A 2,842-nucleotide genomic window follows, 5' to 3' on the forward strand; every position below is an offset into this window, starting at 1 on the left:
TGATCGGATTTTGGGACGTATTTAGGCAAAAAACACAATTTGAGGTCGTTTTATGATGTATCTATGGGTTAAGGTTTTTCACTTGTTATTTATGATGTCGTGGATGGCGGGGATTTTTTATCTTCCACGCATTTTTGTGCATTTTGTCGAAGGCAAGAAGGCCGGACAACAAGTCGAACGCTTAGCCATAATGGGTCGTAAGTTATGGAATTTTATGAGTATTATGATGGTGCTGACCTTAATTACCGGCTTTGGTTTGTGGTTTGGGTTTGGCATCAGTGGTGGGTGGTTACACGCTAAATTATTAATGGTCGCGTTATTGATTGCGTATCATTTTTGGGCACGTAAACGTGTGATCGAAATGCAAGCCGGGCACTTAAATCATTCGGGTGTTTATTATCGTTGGGCGAATGAAATTCCGTTGGTCATTACCTTAGCGATTCTTATTTTCGTGGTTGTTAAACCTTTTTAAACGCACTAAATTTTAAACCTTAACTTGGGCTTACAGGAGTCTGCATGTCGGCGTCAAAACAAGCGCATTTGATTAAATTGGAAAAACGCGCGTTAGATTTTTCCGTTTGGGGCAATGTGTTTATGGTGGTAATTGGGGTCGGGTTTGCGATCGTCAGTTTTTCCGACGCCATCATGTTGGATGGTTTGTATTCCTTTATCCATTTGTTGATCGCCTTGCTGACCTTGCGTGTGTCGAAGTTGGTGATGAAACCCAGTAACGACGAATATCCGTTTGGTTACTGGATGTACGAACCCATGATCAACATGGCGAAAGGTTTGATGATTGTCACGCTGTTAACCATCGCGTTGTTTAATGCCTTTGCGTCTTTGTATGGCGGTGGCAAAGCCGTGATTTTAGACATGGCGATTTTCTATGCGTTTTTAGCGACGCTGGGGTGCTTTGTTAGCGCGGGTATGATTAAACATTGGGGCGAACGCGCACATTCGCCGTTGGCTTTGGTGGATGCGAAAAACTGGTTGGTGGACGGCTATATTTCGGCCGTCATGTTATTGGTGTTTATCGCCGCTTATCTCATGCAAGACGGACGATATGCGCACTGGGTGCCGTATTTTGATCCGATTATGGTTATTGTTTTAGTAGGCTTAATTTTGGTGGTGCCTTTAAGCATTATCCGCGATGCTTGGAATGAGATTGTCGGCAAACACCCAGGCGAGGATATTGAAGACAAGATTCGTGAAATGATTGACTCGGTAGTGAGTTCAGCCGTGCATAAAGGTTATCACCTGCGTTTGGTGATGACCGGACGTTTTTTGCTGGTGCACGTTTATTTTACGGTGCGCGCCGATACGCCATTAGACAGCATTGAAGCCCAAGACGAAGTGCGTGAAGCTTTGTATCAAGGCTTTCGTAAACACTTTCCATATGTGGCGATGGATGTGGTGTTTACCCAGCAAGCGAAGTGGGAACGCATTGCGACGGGTGAACAATCCATCCATCCCGCACCCAGTTTGAGTGACGCATCTCAGAGTGCTGACAAGCCCACAAGTTAATACAAACGCAATATAACGCTAGGATGTTTATGGAATTTGATTGGATGCAATACGCGACACCAGGCCTGGTGGCTTTAGGTGTCGGTTTAACCGGTTTTGTTGGTTTGGCCAGTTGGTCGATCTGGCGACAAGTGGCGAAGCGTAAAGTGTTAGAGCAAAACTTGACCGAGTTAACACAGCAGTACGAAACCCAGTTAACCGAATTAAATCAAACCCTTAACCAACAAACCACCCAGTTAGCTTTAGCTCAGGCCGAGCAACAACGTTGGCAACAAAGTGCGGACCAATTAGAGCAACGTTTGAATGCTAGCCAGCAAACCAATACTCAGCTTGAAGTTTCTCAAGCCAAATTACAAACCCAGTTGACGGAAAAACAGCAGCAGTTTGAAGAGCAACATGCGCGTTTAAAACAAGAGTTTAGCCAGCTTGCGCAAGAGATTTTTGAGCAGAAAAATCGTAGCTTTAAAGAGCAAAGCGAACAAAGTTTAAATCAATTGCTCACGCCGTTTCATCACGATGTGAAAGCCTTTAAAACTCAAGTAGAACAAATTCAGAAAAACGAAAGCGAACAACGTTTGGCGCTGAAGTTTGAACTGCAAAACTTGCAGAAGATGAACCTAAATTTATCCGATCAAGCCCATCAACTTACCCAAGCGTTGCAAGGCCAGAAAAAGGCGCAGGGCAATTGGGGTGAGATGATTTTGGAGCGTGTATTAGAATCCGCAGGCCTGGTCGCGCCGCGCGACTTTCAGCGCGAAGTCAGTATTCAAGGTGAATCAGGCCGTTTACGCCCAGATGTGGTGGTGTATTTACCGGGCGAAAAACATTTGGTGATTGACGCTAAAACGTCCTTGGCCGCTTACAGCCGATTTGTAAACGCTGAAGACGAGCAGGAAAAACAAGCCGCCTTAAAAGAGCACGTAAGCGCGTTGCGTGACCGCATGAAAGAGTTGTCGGATAAAGAATATGCCAAACTACCAGGTCTGGTGGCGCCCGAAGTAGTGATTTTGTTTGTGCCGATTGAATCGGCTTATATGGAAGCGATTAAAGCCGACGAACGTTTGTTAGATGAAGCCATGAAACAACACTTGTTAATCGCCACGCCTTCAACCTTATTAAGTTCGGTGCAAATTGTACGTCAGCTCTGGCGTTTTGCTGAACAAAGTAAACACAGCACTGAGTTAGCGCGTCGTGCGGAGCTGTTTTATAACAAACTCAATAGCTTTATCGGCAGTTTACAAGGCGTCGGCAACCAATTGGATAAAGCCAAAGACAGCTACGAAAAAGCCTTTAGCCAACTTTATTCTGGGCGCGGAAA

3 protein-coding genes are annotated in these 2,842 nt (G+C 45.1%); all 3 read left to right on the plus strand.

Features of this window, described 5'->3' with window-relative positions:
* Positions 1–52 precede the first annotated feature (52 nt).
* Positions 53–472, plus strand: a complete 420-nt coding sequence (locus VIM91_RS05905) for a CopD family protein (RefSeq protein ID WP_331863892.1) — start codon at positions 53–55, stop codon at positions 470–472.
* A 44-nt stretch (positions 473–516) separates the two neighbouring features.
* Positions 517–1,524: a cation diffusion facilitator family transporter gene (locus VIM91_RS05910; protein ID WP_331863893.1), complete on the plus strand. Its 1,008-nt coding sequence runs from the start codon at positions 517–519 to the stop codon at positions 1,522–1,524.
* Between the two features lie 29 nt (positions 1,525–1,553).
* Positions 1,554–2,842: DNA recombination protein RmuC (gene rmuC / locus VIM91_RS05915; RefSeq protein ID WP_331863894.1), on the plus strand; the 1,289-nt coding region annotated here is incomplete at its 3' end.

The sequence above is a fragment of the Thiomicrospira sp. genome (assembly GCF_036568485.1).
Classification (GTDB): Bacteria; Pseudomonadota; Gammaproteobacteria; order Thiomicrospirales; family Thiomicrospiraceae; genus Thiomicrospira.